This window comes from Blastopirellula retiformator, assembly GCF_007859755.1.
Lineage (GTDB): Bacteria > Planctomycetota > Planctomycetia > Pirellulales > Pirellulaceae > Blastopirellula > Blastopirellula retiformator.
In genome coordinates this window covers 939,656-958,148 of record NZ_SJPF01000004.1, presented here as the reverse complement: position 1 = coordinate 958,148, position 18,493 = coordinate 939,656, and the positions used below count along the sequence as shown (strand labels likewise).

The 18,493-nt window shown below is 59.7% G+C and carries 14 protein-coding genes; 4 read left to right on the top strand and 10 right to left on the bottom strand.

The window, feature by feature from the left end:
* The first annotated feature begins 30 nt into the window (after positions 1-30).
* Positions 31-2,223 carry an alanine/glycine:cation symporter family protein gene (locus tag Enr8_RS19800; RefSeq protein ID WP_146434805.1) on the top strand — a complete coding sequence of 731 codons (2,193 nt, stop codon included), beginning with the start codon at positions 31-33 and terminating at the stop codon, positions 2,221-2,223.
* A gap of 51 nt (positions 2,224-2,274) precedes the next feature.
* Complete coding sequence (locus Enr8_RS19795) at positions 2,275-2,805, top strand: DUF4190 domain-containing protein (RefSeq protein WP_146434803.1); 531 nt, start codon at positions 2,275-2,277, stop codon at positions 2,803-2,805.
* Between the two features lie 185 nt (positions 2,806-2,990).
* On the opposite strand, the gene Enr8_RS19790 is transcribed toward Enr8_RS19795, so the two are convergent.
* Positions 2,991-4,409, bottom strand: coding sequence for an MATE family efflux transporter (locus Enr8_RS19790; RefSeq protein ID WP_146434801.1), 1,419 nt, complete (start codon positions 4,407-4,409; stop codon positions 2,991-2,993).
* Positions 4,410-4,469: 60 nt separating this feature from the next.
* Positions 4,470-6,383: a biosynthetic arginine decarboxylase gene (gene speA / locus Enr8_RS19785; protein ID WP_146434798.1), complete on the bottom strand. Its 1,914-nt coding sequence runs from the start codon at positions 6,381-6,383 to the stop codon at positions 4,470-4,472.
* A gap of 122 nt (positions 6,384-6,505) precedes the next feature.
* Between speA and Enr8_RS19780 the strand changes: the two genes are divergently transcribed.
* Complete coding sequence (locus Enr8_RS19780) at positions 6,506-7,390, top strand: hypothetical protein (RefSeq protein WP_146434795.1); 885 nt, start codon at positions 6,506-6,508, stop codon at positions 7,388-7,390.
* A gap of 138 nt (positions 7,391-7,528) precedes the next feature.
* On the opposite strand, the gene Enr8_RS19775 is transcribed toward Enr8_RS19780, so the two are convergent.
* The 4 genes from Enr8_RS19775 to Enr8_RS19760 form a co-directional block, all read right to left on the bottom strand.
* Entirely contained in the window at positions 7,529-8,620 is a 1,092-nt protein-coding gene (locus Enr8_RS19775; protein ID WP_146434793.1) for an NHL repeat-containing protein, read from the bottom strand.
* A gap of 182 nt (positions 8,621-8,802) precedes the next feature.
* The gene (locus Enr8_RS19770) at positions 8,803-9,798 is read right to left on the bottom strand and encodes an NADPH:quinone reductase (RefSeq protein ID WP_146435030.1); all 996 of its coding nucleotides are present in this window, start codon (positions 9,796-9,798) and stop codon (positions 8,803-8,805) included.
* Between the two features lie 91 nt (positions 9,799-9,889).
* A complete protein-coding gene (locus Enr8_RS19765; protein WP_146434792.1) occupies positions 9,890-10,876 on the bottom strand; it encodes a glycosyltransferase family 2 protein in 987 nt (328 codons plus the stop codon).
* Between the two features lie 364 nt (positions 10,877-11,240).
* On the bottom strand, positions 11,241-11,549 hold the full coding sequence (locus Enr8_RS19760) for a hypothetical protein (protein ID WP_146434790.1): 309 nt from the start codon (positions 11,547-11,549) through the stop codon (positions 11,241-11,243).
* A 200-nt stretch (positions 11,550-11,749) separates the two neighbouring features.
* Between Enr8_RS19760 and Enr8_RS19755 the strand changes: the two genes are divergently transcribed.
* Positions 11,750-13,096, top strand: coding sequence for a nucleotide sugar dehydrogenase (locus Enr8_RS19755; protein WP_186767756.1), 1,347 nt, complete (start codon positions 11,750-11,752; stop codon positions 13,094-13,096).
* Positions 13,097-13,314: 218 nt separating this feature from the next.
* Here the strand turns inward: Enr8_RS19755 and ilvE are convergent, their stop codons facing one another.
* The 4 genes from ilvE to Enr8_RS19735 form a co-directional block, all read right to left on the bottom strand.
* Positions 13,315-14,175, bottom strand: coding sequence for a branched-chain-amino-acid transaminase (gene ilvE, locus Enr8_RS19750; protein WP_146434787.1), 861 nt, complete (start codon positions 14,173-14,175; stop codon positions 13,315-13,317).
* Between the two features lie 240 nt (positions 14,176-14,415).
* Positions 14,416-16,338 (bottom strand): ABC transporter ATP-binding protein, encoded by a 1,923-nt coding sequence (locus Enr8_RS26520; protein ID WP_146434785.1) that lies wholly within the window; start codon positions 16,336-16,338, stop codon positions 14,416-14,418.
* Between the two features lie 27 nt (positions 16,339-16,365).
* Positions 16,366-17,490: an ABC transporter permease gene (locus Enr8_RS19740; protein WP_146434783.1), complete on the bottom strand. Its 1,125-nt coding sequence runs from the start codon at positions 17,488-17,490 to the stop codon at positions 16,366-16,368.
* A gap of 12 nt (positions 17,491-17,502) precedes the next feature.
* Positions 17,503-18,489 carry an ABC transporter permease gene (locus tag Enr8_RS19735; RefSeq protein ID WP_146434782.1) on the bottom strand — a complete coding sequence of 329 codons (987 nt, stop codon included), beginning with the start codon at positions 18,487-18,489 and terminating at the stop codon, positions 17,503-17,505.
* Positions 18,490-18,493 lie beyond the last annotated feature (4 nt).

Below are 18,493 nucleotides of genomic sequence, written 5' to 3'. Positions count from 1 at the left end.
TAGCCGCCAATCACGAAGGACTCTTCGGGCATGTTTCGCGCGCCACTCTCCCTGTGCGTAATCGCTTGCGCTGCGATCGCTTTCTCTCCTCTCGCTAGCTACGCTCAAGACCAGCCGGAAACGCCGGTCGCTGAGGAGCAACCTGCGGCCGCAGCGCCGCCGCTCTCTTACGAGCCAGTTGACGAAGAACAGTCGACCGTCGAGCAAATCAACGGTCAGGTCAACTCGGTTTTTGAACCGGGGGTCGATCTAGCGGCCAGCGTACTGATGGCGCCTGTCTATTCGACGACGCAAAAGTACGTGCAACTGGACCATATCGTCCGCTACACCCGGCCGATCGAAGAGCCGGAGATCCCCTTTACGATCTATCCGCCCGACGCCGCCGAGAAACCAGTCAACTTCCCCGACTCGCTCACCCTGGCTGACGCCAAGACGTGGCAAGCCCGCGGCAAGCTGCTGACCGGCAACTCGAAACAGCCCTTCAGCCCCGGCAAACTGGGCGAGAAGAGCGTCGAGGTGATCGTGATCAAGGTCAACACCTCGACCAAGTACGTCCAAACCGAGTCGGACGGCAAAGTCATCTACAAGGAAGCGGGCGACATCCGCGGCCTGCTCAGCCAGAACGAGGCCGACTGGAAAACGCCGGAGCAAATTCAAGAGATGGCCGACCGCCATCTGTTAGCGGTCCGCTCGGACGTAAAGACGGACGATAAAGATCCGCCGTACGTGCTCAGCGAATCGGTCGGCAAAGCGCCGCTGGTCGTCGTCTGGCTGGCCGGCGGGGCGTTGTTCTTTACGCTCTACTTCGGCTTCGTCAACTTCTGGGGCTTCCGCCATGCGATCGAAGTGGTCAAGGGAACCTACGACGATCCCAACGAGCCGGGCGAAGTGACCCACTTTCAGGCCTTGGCGTCGGCGCTGTCGGCGACTGTCGGTCTCGGCAATATCGCAGGGGTGACGATCGCCATGACGACCGGCGGCCCGGGGGCGTTTTTCTGGATGATGGTCTGCGGTTTCATGGGCATGGCCAGCAAATTCGCCGAATGTACGCTGGGGCAGATGTATCGTGAAGTGAAGCCGGACGGCACGATCCTCGGCGGTCCGATGCAGTATCTGCTGCGGGGCTTTGAAGAAGTCGGCCTGAAACCGGTCGGCGTCGTTTTCTCGGTCATCTTCGCGGTGCTCTGCATCATGGCGAGCTTTGGCGGCGGCAACATGTTTCAGTCGAACCAATCGGCCAACGCCGCGGTGCAACTGATTCAAGGCGCCAAGCAAGACCAGATCTCGGCCCTGACCAACGAAATCAAAGCGGCCGAGAAGGCCGAAGACTGGACGAAGCTGGGGGAACTGCAAGAGCAGAAAGCGGCTCTGCAATCCGAACTGACCGCGTTCGCCCAGACCTTTAAGATGGTCTTCGGCGTGGTGTTCGCCATCCTGGTGGCGCTGGTCATCATCGGCGGCATCAAACGGATTGCGGCCGTTTCTAGCAAAGTGGTGCCGCTGATGTGCGTCTCGTACGTGCTGATGTGCATTTACGTCATCGTGATGCACATTGGCGAAGTTCCGCACCTGTTCCAAAGCATCTTTACCGAAGCCTTCACCCCGAAGGCCGCCTTGGGGGGGATCATCGGCGTGGCGATCATCGGCATTCAACGCGCCGCCTTCAGTAACGAAGCGGGCGTCGGTAGCGCCGCGATCGCCCACAGCGCCGCCAAGACCGATCAGCCGGTTCGTGAAGGCCTGGTCGCCTTGCTGGGTCCGTTCATCGATACGATCGTCGTCTGCTCGATGACCGCGTTGGTGATCCTGATCACCAACGCTTGGGACAACCGCGAATGGATCCTCGACCAAGACCTGCAAGGCGCCGCTTTGACCGCCCAGGCCTTTGAGAATGAGGTTTGGTGGTTCTCGTACGTGCTCTCGATTGCGATCCTGCTGTTCGCCTACTCGACGATCATCTCGTGGAGCTACTACGGCGAACGTTGCTGGGAACGCCTGTTTGGCGCCGGCAGCACGATGATCTACAAGATCATCTACGTCGGCTTCGTCTTTATCGGCGCTGTGGCCAATCTGGGCGCGGTGATCGACTTCTCCGACATGATGCTCCTCTCGATGGCCTTCCCCAACATTGTGGGGGTCGTGCTCCTTTCGCCCAAGGTTCGCCGGGCGCTTGGTGAGTATTGGCAAAAATATAAGGCCGGAGAGTTCAAGAAATTCAAATAGCCGACGAACACCCTCTTGGAATAAGAGCCATTTTTCCCTGAGGGATCGTCCATGTGTTGTCGTAACTCCAATCAAGCCAAACCGTTGCGTCCCCCGGTCAACGCGCTGGGGATCTGGGGATTTTTCGTTTCGCTGTTTGGCCTGGTCTTTACGCTAGGCGCGATCAGTCCGATCGGCCTTATCCTAAGCCTCTTTGCGATGTTTCATCCTCGCCGCGGTTTCGCCGTCGCCGGGATGTTGATCGGCATCGTCGGCACAGCGCTAATCGCGGCAATTGTCGGCGCCGCGGCGATCGCGGCCGACACGTACCATCACTACGCCCACGAAGTGCCGCAGATCGAGCAAACGCTGGCCAAGCTAGACGACGCGATCATCGTGATCGAGACCGATCGTCACGAGAAAGGGGAACTGCCGGAAGGGGTCGACGGCAACAAGCTGGTCCTGCCGATCACCGACGCCTGGCAACAGTCGCTCCGCTACGAACCAGCCGACTCCGGCGAAGACTACGCCGTCCGCAGCGCCGGCCCGGACCAGAAGTTTGATACCGCGGACGATCTAAGGATGGCGCCGACGGCGCATTGAGTCGATAGATAACGACGGCCCATCGTAGCCCGAGGCGCAAGCCGAAGGAATGCGATAGGATCAATGACGAATACCGAAACCAAAATGACGAATGAAGAAGCGTTCGTCAGTCGAGCTTCGACATTCGTCATTCGCTTGCGTCCGCTTTCCCTCGGCACGCGCCTCGGGCTGCGATGGCACTATCTCTACACCTCGATCTCGCGCCATCCGCCGTGCCAGTAGCGGCCGGTCATCAGCAGCGCCCGGACCACGACGTCAAACACCATCACCCACCAGGCGCCCAGGATGCCGTAGCCCAACCCCGGCACATCGCCGAAGAAGGGGAGTGGAATCGTATCGAGGGCAATGATATAGACGCCAGGGATGCGGATCCCCAAATGGCCGATCATTGTGATCAAGAACGGAAATCGCGTATCGCCGGCGCCACGCAGCGCCCCAGCCAGAATCGCCAGGATCGCCATAAACGGGGTCGAAAAGGCGACGATCTTCAATAGCCGCACCGTCAGTGCGGCGGTCTCGGCATTGGCGCTGCCAGGTTCGACCTTTCCCAAGTAGAGCCACGTCAGGATGTCGCCGCCGAAGTAGAGAAACACGCCATATGCGGAGACCAGCGCCATCCCGGCGCCCAGCGAGTTCATCGTGCCGCGAAACGCCCGGACGGGATCTTTCGCCCCCAGGTATTGCCCCGTCATGGTCGACGCCGCCACGGCAAAGGCCCCAGCGCCCAAGAAGCTCGGCCCTTCGCACCGCACGCCCAATCCATGCGCCGCGGCAGTCAGCGTTCCCATGCTGTTGATCAGTCCCAGGTACCAAAGATGGCAGCCGAGAGTCAGCGCGTCATTGGCGCCGCTCGGCAGACCAATTCGGACCAGTCGCCAGATCATCTCTCGGTCGGGACGCAACCAACGCCAGTGCAGCTGCATTCCGGCGCGTCCGCCTGCCAACAGCAGCAGCACGAGGCCTCCGCCCACCACATGGGCCACCGCCGTGCCGATCGCAATGCCTGACCACCCCAACTGCGGCGCCGGTCCCCAGCCAAACGCCAGCGTTGTGCTGAGGCCCACGTTGATCAAGTTGACGATCGTCATCACGCCCATCCCGCTGACCGTATCGCCGGCGCCATGCAGACAGGCGGTGCCGATCGCGATGATCATCAGAAAGGGGATGGAAGGGGCGATGATCCGCAGGTACTGGGCGGCTAACTCGGCCGCTTCCGCTTCGAGCTGCATGATTGAGACGAAGCCGCTGGCGCCAAAGTAAAGGGCCGCCGTTCCCAGAATTGCCGCAAAGGCGCCTGCGACCAAAGCCTGATTGGCGGCCAGCGCCGCGTCTTCTTTTTCGCCGGCGCCGATCAACCGGGCGATCACCGCCGTCGCCCCCACGCCGACCGACGCGAAGATGGTGAAGGTCATCCACATCGCGTAGGCCATCAAGCCGACCGCCGCCAAGCCGGGCGTTTTCAGATCGTCCGGCAGCGCATGCCCGGCCAGGTAGGTGTCGACCATGCCGACCAGAAACTCAAGCGACTGTTCGGCCAAGACCGGCAACGCAAGTTGCAGCATCGGCCGGAATTCGCCGCTGGCGCGAACGAGATGCGTCGACAATGAATCAGCTCCACATAACCAAGGTCAAACGCCGCCCCCAGGCGGCGCTTCCTCGCCCGACTACGGCGACTTTTCCAGATAAGTATAGCCGCGGAGGCCTTGCTCGTAATACTGCATGATCGAGCCGGCTTCCTTGTGCTCGAGTTCTCCCTTGCGGGTCAACTCTTCGACTGATTTTTGCATCTTGTCGACCAGCTCTCGCTCGGTGAACTGCACGTACTTCAGCACCTCGGTCACCGTATCCCCCTTGATGATGTGGGAGAAATGGGGCTGCCCGTCGTCACTTAACTCGACATGCACGGTGTTGGTGTCGCCAAACAGGTTGTGCAAGTCGCCAAGGATCTCTTGATAGGCGCCAACCAGGAACGCCCCCAGCACGTACTGCCCGCCGTTGAGCTTATGCAGCGGCAGCACGCGTTTGACGTTGCGCAGGTCGATAAACGAGTCGATCTTGCCGTCCGAGTCGCAAGTGATGTCGCCGATCACGGCGCTGCGCCCCGGCTCTTCTTCCAGGCGATGGATCGGCATCACCGGAAACAATTGCCCGATCGCCCAGCTATCGGGCATTGATTGGAAGAGCGAGAAATTGCCGAAGTAGGTGTCGCAGAGCAAGCGGTCCAAGCCTTCCAACTCTTCCGGCACGTTCGACATGTTTTGCGTCAACGTCCGAATTTTGGCGCACAGGCTCCAGTAGATCGTCTCGGCGGTGCTCCGCTGATCAAGCGACAGGTTGCCGTTACTGAACATGTTGAGCGCGATATCGAGCGCCATCTGAGCGTCGTGGAAGCTTTCCAGCACGGTCCGCTGGGTGACGCTTTGGTACGCTTCGTACAGTTCCCGCAAGGGCGAAGGAGCGTCGTCGGCGACCGGTTCGATTTCATCGCCGGTCGTCTGCTCCGCCACGCCCAGAACTTCAAACAACAGCATGCTGTGAAACGCGACCGTCGCCCGACCGCTTTCCGACAGCAGATGAGGATGATCGACGCCGGCCGCATCGCAGATCCCCTGGACGTGCGAAACGACGTCGCGGGCGTACTCTTCGATCGTGTAGTTCATGCTCGACTCGAAGTCAGTCTGCGAGCCGTCGTAGTCGACCCCCAAACCGCCGCCGACGTCCAAGTACCGCAATCCGGCGCCGCGGCGAACCAGATCAACGTAGATCCGGGCCGATTCGACCAGGGCCGACTTCACGTGGCGGATGTTGCTAACCTGGCTCCCCTGGTGGTAGTGGAGCAGTTGGAAGCAATCTTCCATGCCGCGCGACTTCAGCTCTTCCAGCCCTTTCAGCACTTCGGTCACGGTTAGACCAAACTTGCTGCGGTAGCCGCCGGAAGCGGACCACTTGCCGGCGCCGCGCGACGCTAACTTGACCCGCATGCCGATCTGCGGCCGCACGCCGATCTTCTCGGCATATTCGAGAATCAGCATTAATTCGCTGTATTTCTCGACCACCGGGATGATGTTGCGGCCCAGCTTCAGCGCGTACATTGCGATTTCGATGTACTCGGCGTCTTTGAAGCCGTTGCAGATGATCGGCGTGTCGTTGTCGGTCAGCGCAATGACCGCCATCAGCTCGGGCTTGCTGCCGGCTTCCAGACCAAAGCCATGCGGCCGGCCGAACTCCAGCACTTCTTCGACCACATGCCGCTGCTGGTTGACCTTGATCGGGTAGACGCACGAATACTTGTTTTGGTAGCCATACTCGCCGATCGCCGCATCAAAAACGTCGCGGATCTCTTTGAGGCGGTTTTCCAGAATCCCGCTGAACCGAATCAGAATCGGCAAATCGACCCCGCGCTGCTCCAAGCGGTTGACGATCGACTCCAATTCGACCGAGACCTCGGGATCACGGTTAGGATGCACGGCGAGCTTGCCGTTTTCTTTGATCGAGAAAAACCCCTTCCCCCATCGCGAGACTTCGTACAGTTCTCGCGAATCGGAGACGTTCCATCGATTGCCTGCCTCTGTAAGCATCGCTAACCTTAGATTGGAAATGTCAAAGGCCAAACGCCTGCGTCCAGGCGTCACGAGTGTGGAAAAACCAATGCCGGGTATTCTAGGGCATTGGGGGCCAGTTGCGAAAGGAAGCATTCCAGATGAAACCAGAGTTGACCTGGCTGGCCAGCAGCACTGCCAGTCATTTGCACGTAGCCGAACTGCTCCGCAGGGGCGACACGATCGACGATACGGCCCTCGCCAACGCGACCGCCGAGCCGCTGGCGGCGCTAAAAGCCGACCTGGAAACTTCACAAATTGACGTTCGGCGGTTTTGGCGACACGTGGTCCCTTTGGCGGCCGGAATCGAGAACGAGAACGAGCTGGTCGAGGTTATCACGCGAAAAATCGGGGGTGGCGGCGGTCCCAACGATAACTCGCGGATCGCCGGACGGCTCCGCGACCTGAAGCTGGCGATGCAAGCGGCTACCCCGAATCTGACCGACCAACTAACCCAGCGCGGCGGTCCGATCCGCCAGCACTGGGAAGCCCGCGGGCCGGGGCTGCTCCACTATTTCTCGTTTCTGACCAGCGGCGACCTGCTAACCGAGACCGCCACGGTGATCCTGGTTCAGCCGTGTCGGGGGGGAGGCCTGCGGGCCCATCTGCCGTATAACAGCGTTCGCTTAGAGGCGATGCTTTACGACGGCGAGCCGCGACTGCCGGAGACGGTTCGCTTGGCCTGGGGTTTGGCCCAATTGAATCTGGATCTGCCGATCTACAGCGAGTTGATCTCACAGGATCGACTGCCAACGATCGCCGGTCTGGCCGCACTGCCGCCGATCTTGGCTGCGGCCGAATATGTCGAACTGACCCACTTCAACGAAGAGACGGTCCGCCTGGCGTGCGACGTCTGGCGATTTCCGCAAGGAAAAGATCTGGACCTACCCGGCACGGCGCTCACCTGGTGGAATACCTACCAGCAAAGCAAACCGCCCTGGCCGGTAGCGCTGCAGGCGCTCGACCGGATGATCCCCGAGATCTAGACACACCATCGAAAACTTGGCGCCATGCTCTTATCGCGTCTTCGCGAGAAGAGCATGTCTTCAATGCGGTTTAACGGGACCAAGCCATGCTCATCCGGCGAAGACGCCGCAAGAGCGCATGGCGCCAAGAGTATCTTCCTATTTCTTAGGCTCAACAATCCGCACGCGGTGATTGTTCGTGTCGCCGATGTAGACCGTGCCGTCGGCGCCGACGCAGACGCCGTGAGGGCGATCTAGCTCCGCTTCGGTCGCCGCGCCGCCATCACCGGCGCCTCCGCGGGCTTTCGGTCCTTGGCCGGCGACCGTCGAGACGGTGTTCTTCTGTAGATCGATTCGGCGAATCGTTTGGTTTTCGGTATCGACGACAAACAGATCGTTATCGGGGCCCAGCGCGATGCCCTTGGGACCGTTGAAGCGGGCCTTCTTGGCCGGGCCGCCATCCCCCGCAAAGCCCGACTTCCCTTCGCCGGCGACGTGGGTCAGTTGCTTGGTCGGCAGGTCCAACCGCCAGACGCTGTGACCTTCTCGCAAAGCGATCCACAACGTATCGCCATCCAGGTACAACGCCCGGGGACCGATCAGCGGTTTGCTCCCGTCGAGCAGACCTTCGCTCGGCAGTTCTCGCTTGCCATTGCCGGCCAGCGTGTTGATGACGCCGGTCCTCAGGTCGACGTGGCGAATGCGATGGTTCTGAATATCGGCGACGTACAGATTCTCGCCGACCGGATCGACGACGATGCTATGGGGCCGATTGAACTGAGCTTGGGTCGCCGGTCCGCCGTCGCCGGAAAAGCCCGCCTTGCCGGTACCGGCAAGGGTTTCGATCTTCTTCGACTTGCTGTCGACGCGACGAATGTTGTGCCCCTGCATGTCGACGATGTAGAGATTGTCGGCCGCGTCAAAACGCAGTTCGTACGGTTCGATCAACTTCGCTTCGGTCGCTGGTCCGCCATCGCCGGAGATGCCGGGCTCACCCGTGCCGGCGACGACGCTGATTTGCTTCGAATTGGGATCGAGCCGCAGCACGCGGTGGTTTTCAACCTCGGCGATGTACAAGGCGCCATCCGGCCCAACTTCGACGCCAAACGGCTGACCGACGTTCGTTTCCAAGGCAGCGCCAACGCCGTTCGGTTTCGGCTGCCCGGTTCCGGCGATTGTTACAATCTTCGGCGATTGGGCGAGCAGGGGTCCAGCGACGAGCAAACAAGCGAGGAAGGCGAGATGGCGCATGGCGGGCAAGTCCTTGCAAGACAGGTGGGGGCGAGTCTCTTCGTAGGGTCCGCTGTGCGGACCAAGGGAGCCGCACAGCGCATGGCAACACCGTTGGGCGATTCCGCTGGTCCGCACAGCGGACCCTACAAAATTTTTAATTTTTGGTAACGCCAGCAGTATAGTTCACCCACCAGCGCGAATCACGGGTGCAGGACGATTTTGCCGGCCAGGGTCTGCTGCTTGTGCAGCGTGTTCCCTTCCTGAAGCTCGTGGGCTTTCGCCGCTTCGCCCAGCGGGAACTCGGCGCCGATTTGGCTTTGCAGCTTGCCGGCGCCCAACAGGACGCTGATCGCCTCGCCGCTGACCCGCATTTCCGAAGGGGACGCCTTGAACATGACGAAGCCGAAGATGCGGCACTGCTTCACATAGAACGGTCCGACCGGGAATTCGGGCCGAGCGTCGCGGCCCGCCATCAGCACGATCCGTCCTCGCTCGGCCATGGCGCCGACGATCAAGTCAAAGTCGGGCTCGCGCTGCGTTTCCCAAAAGACGTTGATGCCGTTGGGGGCGAGTTCTTTGATCCGCTCGGCGACGTTCTCGGTCTTGTACAGCACGACCTCGTCAGCGCCCAACTCGCGGCAGATCGCCGCTTTTTCTTCGCTGCCGGCGGCGGCAATCACGCGGGCGCCAGCCAACTTGGCCATCTGCACCACCATCGAACCAACGCCGCCTGATCCACCTTGGATGTAAAGCGTTTCGCCCGACTGCAGATCGGCGTTCCCTTTGAACAGCCCCAGATGCGCGGTCACGCCGACCAAAGCACAAGCGGCGGCGTCCTTCTCGCTGGCGCCTTCCGGCAACTTGTAAAGCCACTTGGCGTCGACGGCGCAGTATTCGGCGAACGTACCTTGCTCACCGAAGAAACCTTGATTGGAACACCAGACGCGATCGCCCACTTCCAGGCTGTCGACCTCGGCGCCCACTTCTTCGACCACGCCAGCCAGGTCCGAGCCGATGATGTACGGCTGCGGCAGATCCCAGTAGTTGGCCCCGTTGCGAATGTAGGTGTCGATTGGATTAACCGACACGGCGGTCATCTTCACGAGCGCCTGATGCGGGCCGATCTGCGGAGTCGGCAGATCGCCATACTGAATCACGGACGGAGGACCGGGCTCCGAGAAGTAAGCGGCTTTCATCATGCGTCAACCTGCCGGGGCGGGGGATACGAAACGACAAACGTCGCTTCGTATCATATCGCAACCGCCAGCGGCTGACGACAAGTCGCCCTTAAGCCGCCCGACGTTCGAGCGGCACCGACGAATCAAACTGCGGATCGAAGTTGGTCAGCGTTCGCACCGCATAAGGCTGCTTGCGGGCGTCAGAATAGTAGATTCGCGCGTTGACTTCACCGATCATGCCGAGGCTGAAAAACTGCCCCCCCATAATCGTCGACAACACGCAGAGCAGCAGCAGCGGATTGCCGGTCATGTCGACGCCGCCAATCAGCTTCATCGCCACCACGCCGAGCGCCGATGCGGCCGAGAGCGCCAAACAGCCAAGTCCCAACCGTCCGAACAGCTTCATCGGGCTGGCGAAGAAGTTAAGCATGTAGGTGATCGTCAGCAAGTCGAGCACCACGCGGGTAGTGCGGCCGATGCCGTACTTGGTAGTACCGAAGCGGCGAGCATGATGCTTGGTCACCACTTCCACACAGCGAGCGCCGCGCTGATGGGCGAGAATCGGAATGAACCGATGCATTTCGCCGTAAAGTTCGAGCTCTTGCGCGATTTCGCGGCGGATCGCTTTCAGCGTGCAGCCAAGGTCATGGATCGGAAACTTGGTCACTTTCGAGATCAACCAGTTGGCGATCTTCGACGGCAGCTTGCGATTGACGAGCGCGTCTTGGCGATTCTTCCGCCAACCATGCACCAGGTCGTATCCTTCGTCGATTTTGGCCAACATCATGGGGATGTCGGTCGGATCGTTCTGCAGGTCGCCGTCCATCGTAATCACGACGTCGAGCGACGCGTATTGAATGCCGGCATGCATCGCGGCGGTTTGACCGTAATTGCGACGGAACTCGACCACCTTCACATTGTGATCGGTCGCGGCGATCTCTTGCACGCGAGCCAACGTCCCATCATTCGACCCATCGTCGACGAAGATGATTTCATAAGGCCGGTCCAAATTGGCGACGACGTCATGAATCTGTTGGTATAGGTGGGGGATATTTTCGAGTTCGTTAAAAATCGGAACGACGACCGAAACGCCCATGCTGTGCGATCCTCTTTGCTAGCTTCCATGCCGCAATCGCTACGCGTGCGAATTGTTGTGGCGAAGTTTAGTCGAACAAGGCCAAGCGAACAACCTCAATGGGTTGCTCACAGGTAGTACGAGAAGCTAGGCAAAATGGTTTTGGGGAAATCGGGATTTCCCTCGTTCCAAGGATAGTAGCCCGGGGCGCGAGCCGAGGGAAAGCGGCGTCCGTCGGAGGAGAGCTTCTACATCGGTTCAGCCCGGAACGAAACGATCCGCCTCTTCGACGCTGCGACACGCATTCCCTCGGCTCGCGTCTCGCCCTTAGTGTGTTGCCGGCTTCCTCCGCTTTCCGCTTTCAGCTTTCCACTTTCCGCTTTTCTCAGCAAACTCCCCGGGCCAGGTTTTCGATCTTGTCGAGCGCCAGCATTAGTTGACTCCACTCGGCGACCACTTCCAGCGTGTCGTATTGCGTGTCGGCGAGGCGGTCGAAACCTTGTTCGTTCAGGGTGATGGCATCCCCCAGCACCATGCCGCCCACCGGCTCTTGATCCGCTTCGTCCGGCACTTCTTCGACCAGCGGCAGAACCTGCTCCATTACGCGGTGGACCGACCAGAGGGCGGCGCGGCGAGCGTCAGCGGCTTGAATGACCAAACGGACCGAACCCGATTCAACGTAATACTTCGCCATGAGTCTGTTCCTTTTTGCTTCCTGCGTTTATGACCGGCGGGTTTCCCCCGCCCGCAATTACTTATCGCAGTCGGCCCGACACCTTAGGTCCTAGGACGAAAGATCCTGGAAAAACGTTCGCATGATACGGATGAAAAGGTCTGTGCTAGAATTACGTGTTCAAGATGGAACATCTGCGTAACCTTCAACGACTTAAAACCATGAGCCAAGACGCTAGCACCGAACAACTCTCGACTCAGCTCCACCAGGCGATCCTCTCCAAAGAGGCCAAAGTGGGGATAATCGGCCTTGGCTACGTTGGGCTGCCGCTGGTACAGGCCTTTATCGGCAGCGAGTTCTCGGCTCTGGGCTTTGATGTCGATCAGAAAAAGGTCGACGCGCTGACCCGCGGCGATAGCTACATCAAGCATGTCGACTCGAAGTGGATCGCCGATTGGGTCCAAAGCGGCCGCTTCGCCGCGACCAGCGATCCGAAGCGACTGGCCGAGGCGGACGTGCTGTTGATCTGCGTGCCAACCCCACTCGACGCGTCGCGCGATCCCGACCTGTCCTACGTCGAGTCGACCACCCAGATGATCGCCGAGAACCTGCGCCCCGGCCAATTGGTCGTGCTCGAAAGCACCACCTATCCCGGCACCACCCGCGATGTTGTGGCGCCGATTCTCGCCAAGTCAGGCCTCCAGCCAGGGGTCGACTTCTTTTTGGCCTACAGCCCCGAACGAGAAGATCCCGGCAACCCGAACTTCACCGCCAGCGGCATTCCCAAAGTCGTTGGCGGCTACGATCCGGTCAGCTTGAAGCTGGCCGATGCGTTCTATGCCCAAGCAGTCGTCCAGACGATTCCGGTTAGCAGCTGCGAAGTGGCCGAAGCCTGCAAGATTTTGGAGAACACCTACCGGGCGGTAAACATCGCCCTGGTCAATGAACTGAAACTGCTGTTCGATCGGCTCGACATCGACGTCTGGGAAGTGATCAATGCGGCTAAGACCAAGCCGTTTGGCTTTCAGGCGTTCTATCCGGGGCCAGGTCTGGGCGGTCACTGCATCCCGATCGATCCGTTCTATCTCAGTTGGCTCGCCCGGGCGAATGAGATGCCGACGCGGTTTATTGAACTGGCGGGCGAAATCAACACGTCGATGCCGCTGTTCGTCGTGCAAAAGTTGGCCGACGCGCTGAACAACGTCCGCAAACCGACCAACGGCAGCAAGGTGCTGATCCTGGGCGCCGCGTATAAGAAGAACGTCGATGACCCGCGCGAGAGCCCGACCTTCAAGATCATGGAACTGCTGGCCGAGCGGGGCGCGGTTCTGTCATACAACGATCCCTACATCCCGAAGCTGCCTTCGATGCGGCACTACGACCTGCCGCCGCTGGAAAGCGTCGAGCTTTCGCCGGCGAACCTCGCTTCGTTCGACGCGGTGATGATCGTCACCGACCATGACGACTACGACTATCAACAGATCGTCAACGACGCCCAGCTGGTGATCGACACCCGCAACGCGACGAAAAACGTGACCGAAGGCCGCGAGAAGATCGTCCCGGCGTAAGCGATCGCTCTTCCCAAACTAGCACGCAGCGCGAGCAAGGGAATTCGGCATCCATCGCAAAGCGGCCAAGAACAAAAGAAGCCCGCAGGACGCGTGACTAAAACGAAGTCACTCTGGCCTGCAGGCTTACTTGTTTGAATCTCTTCTTGGCGGCTGAAGACATGCTACAAGCCGGCGAAGACGCCGCAAGAGCATGGCGCCAAAGCTAGTGTTGTGTACTACGAACGGGCCAGCTTGTGGAACAGTTCCTGCAACTTTAGCGTGATCGGGCCTGGGCGGGCGTCGCCGATCGGGCGGCTATCGATGCGGACGACGGCGATCACTTCGGCGGCGGTGCCGGTCATGAAGCACTCGTCGGCGACGTAGACGTCGTGGCGGGTCAGCGTCTTTTCCTGCGTCGGAATGCCGGCTTCGACCGCCAGTTCCAAGACCGCTTCACGGGTCACCCCTTCCAGGATGCCGGCGTCGGTCGGCGGGGTCATCAACACGCCGTTCTTGACGATGAAAATGTTATCGGCGGTGCATTCCGACACTTCCCCTTTGTGGTTCAGCATCAGCGCTTCCAGGCAGCCCGCCTTCGAGGCTTCGCACTTGGCCATGATGTTGTTCAGGTAGTTCAGCGACTTGATTCGCGGGCTGAGGGCGCCGGGATGGTTGCGAATCGTGCTGGCGGTGACGATCTCAAGCCCGTTGCGGTAGTGCTCTTCCGGATAGAGCGAGATCTTGTCAACGATGATGATCACTTGCGGATTCGACGTCCGCTCGGGGCCAAGGCCCAAGGTGCCGGCGCCGCGGGTGATCAGCAGACGGATGTAGCAGTTGGCTAGGCCGTTCTTTTCGACCGTTTCCAGCACGGCGTCGGTCATCGCTTCGATCGGAAGCGGGATTTCCAGCAAGATCGCCTTGGCCGAGTCATACAGGCGTTTCAGGTGCTGCTCCATCCGGAAGACCTTGCCTTCGTAGACGCGCAAGCCTTCGAAAACCCCGTCGCCGTAGAGCAAGCCATGGTCGAAGACGCTGACGACCGCTTCTTCTTTGCTGTAGTACTTTCCGTTGATGAAAATTTGCTGCGACGACATGCCATCTGCCGGGGTTAAAAGTGCACCACTGAGGGCGGTGGTTGAATTGGAAAGCGACATTATAGCGACTACCTGTACGAGGGAAGGGGGGACATAATTTGCGTCCGAACTACCAAAGGAGCGGAATCGCCCCCAACGGGTTCGCGGGTCCAAAAATTGGTCCCTTATTCGCCGAATTCCTACAAAGCGGGGTGCGATTTTCCAGCGGCGCCCCGGCAATTGCGACGAAAATTTACCCGATTAAACTTCCGCCATCCGGGCCTCGAGCGCCTTTTTCCGCTCGGCCTGACGCCGACGGATATGATCGAGGTCATCCTGCGGCGTCGCACTGATCAGCCGCTTGGTGTAATCCTGCTGCGGGTTGGCGTAAATGTTGTCGGCCGGGCCAAACTCGACGATTTTCCCTTGGTTCATGACGGCGATCATATCCGACATGAACTTCACCACGCTCAGATCGTGGCTGATAAACAGATAGGTCAGCCCGCGACGCAGCTGCAAATCTTTCAACAGATTTAACACTTGGGCCTGCACCGAAACGTCCAAGGCCGAAACCGACTCGTCGCAGATCAAGAACTCGGGCTCCACCGTCAACGCCCGGGCGATACAGATCCGCTGCCGCTGACCGCCGGAAAACTCGTGCGGATAGCGGCGCAGATGCGACGCGTTCAGGCCCACTTCTTCGAGCAAGGCGGCGGCCCGGTCGCGGCGTTCTTTCTTGTTGCCAATCTTCTGGATCACCATCGGCTCGCAGATCGCCGCTTCGACCGTCATCCGCGGATTCAAGCTGCCATACGGATCTTGGAAGATGATCTGAAACTGGCGACGCAGTTGGCGCAGCTTGCGGGCACGCTGCCAACGATCGTAGGTCACCCACGGCAACACGTCGGCCATCGACGGGGCGGGGTTGAGCCACGATAGTTCGGTGTCTTCAAAGTGCATCGTGCCCGAGGTAGGACGAATCAGCTGTATGATCGCCCGACCGGTGGTCGTCTTGCCGCAACCTGACTCGCCAACCAGTCCGAGCGTCTGACCGCGATAAATGTTGAAGCTGACGCCGTCGACCGCTTTGACATAGCCGGCGACCGTGCGGAAGATCCCTTTGCGAACCGGGAAGTGGACATGCAAGTCACGGACCTGCAGCAGCGGCTCTTCCCCTTCGGCGACCATCTTCGCATCTTCCGCGTGATGACCTTCTTCCCAGGGATGCCCCATCGCGTCCAGTTCCGACTTCGGGTGCAGCAACCGTCCGCGGCCTTCGGTCATCAACTCGCCCAGGCGAGCTTCGTCGACGATCTTCTCGGTGATCTTCACTTCGCCGTCTACGGTCGTCGCCGACATAAAGTCGTCAACCGTCGGCAGCTTTTTGTATTTGGTATCAAGCCGCGGCCGACAGGCGAGCAAACCTTTGGTGTACGGATGCTGCGGGTCCTCGAAGATCGAGACGACATCTCCCTGCTCGACAATCTTGCCGCGGTACATCACCGTCACATAGTCGGCGATGTCGGCGATCACGCCCAGGTCGTGCGTAATGAACAAGACCGCCATGCCTCGTTCATCGCGCAAACGGCGAAGAATGTCGAGGATCTGCGCCTGGATCGTTACGTCAAGCGCGGTGGTCGGCTCGTCGGCGATCAGCAGTTTCGGATTGCAGGAGAGGGCCATCGCGATCATGACGCGTTGTTTTTGCCCGCCTGACATCTGGTGCGGATACGAGTCGATCCGCTCTTCTGGATTGGGGATGCCGACTTCTTCGAACAGCTCGATCGTCCGCTGCCGGGCTTCGGCCTTGGTCACCTTCTGATGCAACAAGATCGCTTCCATCACCTGGGCGCCGACCGTAAAGACCGGGTTGAGCGAGGTCATCGGCTCTTGAAAGATCATGCCGATGTCTTTGCCGCGCACTTTGCGCATCTCGGGCTCGGGCAGATGAACCAGGTCGCGCCCCAGAAACGAGATCGAACCGCTTTCGACCCGAGCCGCCTTGGCGAGCAGCTGCATGATGGTCAGCGAGGTCACGCTCTTGCCAGACCCCGACTCGCCGACGATCCCCATCGTGGTGCCGGGGTCGATATGCAGCGAAACGTCGTCGACCGCTTTGACGACGCCGCTTTCGGTGTGGAAGTAGGTCTTGAGATTGTCGATTTGGACGAGTGCGTCAGTCATAGATTCAATACGCCTGGCAGGTGTAGCCTAAGCTCCCTCACGGGTACGCGGATCAGTCGCTTCCTGGACCCCTTCGCCGATCAAGTTGTAGGCGAGCACGGTGAAGAAAATCGCCAAGCCGGGGAAGAGGACAAGCCACCACATTGACTGAATATTGGCGCTTCCTTCTTTGAGCAGCGTGCCCCAGCTGGGATTGGGCGGGGGCGCCCCGAAACCGAGAAAACTGAGTGCGCCTTCAGTCAAAATCGCCGAGGCGATGCCAAACGAAATCGGCACCAGGATCGGCGCCAGCGCGTTGCGGAGAATATGGACGAACATCAACCGAAACTGACCGGCGCCCAGCGAGCGGGCGGCCGAGACGTATTCGATTTCGCGGATCTTCATGAACTCGCCGCGGGTCAATCGCGCGACGCTGGTCCAGCCGGTGATGCCGATCAAGACCATCAAGTGCCAGATCGTGATGTCATCTAAAATCGAGCGGACCGCCAAAATCAACACCAGCGTCGGCAGGCACATGACCATTTCGATCACGCGACTAAGGATGATGTCGACCCAGCCCCCGTAAAAGCCGGCCAAGGCGCCAACGACGATGCCGATCGTCGCAGCGATTCCCATCGACACGATCCCGACCAGCAGCGAGATCTGCGTCGCATGGACCATCTGAGCGAAGACGTCGACGCCGTCGAGGTTCGTCCCCAACAGGTTGAACGAATTCGGCTGACCAGCGCCTCCATAGGGATTCTCGGGCTGATCGGGCCATTCGCCTTCTTCGATCGCCCGATAGGGATCTTGGTAGACCAGCGGCCAGATCGCCCAGCTATCGGGATCTTTCTCTTTCAGGTTGCCTGGATAGACGCCGCGAAACTTGTCTTGGGTGAAGACCGCCTCGATCTTGAAGGCCATCGAGTTCAGGCCGAGGATGCGGTAGTAGTAGTACGTGCAAGGAAAGTGGATTTCCCCTTTGTACTCGCAGACGATCGGACGCGTGCCGACGATCATCGGCGCGGTCAATGCGACCAGCGCCAAGAAGCCGACAAAGGCGAGCGCCGCCATCGCTTGCGGACGCTTCCGAAAGTTTCGCCAAGACTCGCGCCAGAAACCGTAAGATTCGCGCTCTTTGGTCGGTGAGTTAGGAGCCGGTTCGCTCGACATGTTTAACTGCGTCTAGGAATAAGAGATTCGCGGATCCACAACGCCATACAAAATGTCGGCGAGCAACTGGCCCAGCAAGGTCAGTGAAGAGAACAACAGGACGAGCCCCATCACCAGCGGATAATCGCGCTGACTGATCGCATCCAGAAACAGGGCGCCCATGCCCGGCCAGCTGAAGATCTTTTCAATGATGATCGCGCCGCTGAATAGCGCCGGCAACGTCAGGCCGATCAGCGTGACGAACGGAATCAACGAATTGCGAAACGCGTGGACCGTCAAAATCTTGAAGGGGCCGACCCCTTTCGCCTTCGCCGTGCGAATGTAATCCTGCTGCACCACTTCCAGCATGTTGGCCTTAATGAACCGCGTGTAATAGGCCAGCGAGGTGTAGGTAAAACAAGTCACCGGCAGGACGCAGTGCAAGAACAAGTCCCACGCTTTCCCCCACAGCGACAGCTCGGCGTAGTTGGAACTGGTCACCCCGTACAGCGGCAACCACTCCAGCTTCACGTGGAACAGAATCTGCAGGTAAAGCGCCGCAACGAAGACGGGAAGCGAGTAAAGCATGTACAGGACCAAATTCGTCCCGCGCTCCGGTATGGTTCCGTTTCGCGCGGTCGAATAAAGGCCGAGTGGGATCGAAAGCAGATACGCCAAAATGAGCGACGTCACCGACAGCAACAACGTCGCCGCGATTCGGTCCCCAATCAGCTTGGCGACCGAGCCGGGTCGCGAAAGCGCGTTTTGCAGGTCTCCCTTGAGCACCCCGCCGAGCCAGTCAAAGTAACCCAGCGTCCAGTGCTTGTTCAGACCGAACTGCTCCTTCATCCGCTCGTACTGTTGCGTGCTGATCGACTTGTCAGAGGCTTCGCCCCCGCCAGCCAATAGCGCCGTCAACGGCGAACCGGGCATCGCACGGATCAATCCGTAGATGCAGCCCGTAATCAAAACCAACGTGATGACGCTGATAAACAGACGTCGAACGATGTAAATAAGCATAAGT